Source organism: Brevundimonas sp. (assembly GCF_023259385.1).
Classification (GTDB): Bacteria; Pseudomonadota; Alphaproteobacteria; order Caulobacterales; family Caulobacteraceae; genus Brevundimonas.
Window position 1 is genome coordinate 1 of the sequence record NZ_JAHFPF010000360.1, and the last position, 405, is coordinate 405.

Below are 405 nucleotides of genomic sequence, written 5' to 3' on the forward strand. Positions count from 1 at the left end.
ACATCGAACGACTCGAAGTTTCCGGCTTCCGATGCTTCGGACAAAACCCTGTCCCGATCCTTCTCGATGAAGGATTGACCGCCTTCGTCGGCGTGAACGGTGCAGGAAAGACCGCCGTTATGCTTGCGCTTCAGCGGCTCTTCGGCGTTACGCCGGACCAACGGAGGCTTCGGCGACAAGACTTTCATGTCCCGGCTGCCGAAGTGAATCCGCCCAACGAGCGCCGGTTCACAATAGAGGCGGTTTTGGCCTTTCCGGAGCTCGACGATCCGCTAGCGGACGCGTCCGCCGTTCCTGAGTTCTTCTCTCAGATGGCCACGGACGACAGCGGAAGAATGAAATGTCGCTTGAGGATGGAGGGGATTTGGACGGATGACGGCTCCATCGATGGGGCGATCGAACACA

At 58.8% G+C, this 405-nt stretch carries 1 protein-coding gene; it reads left to right on the forward strand.

All coding sequences use genetic code 11. The features are described from left to right. Positions 1 to 2: 2 nt before the first annotated feature. Positions 3 to 405 (forward strand): AAA family ATPase (locus Q0C81_RS18230; RefSeq protein ID WP_291841241.1); only part of this gene is annotated, 403 nt, incomplete at its 3' end.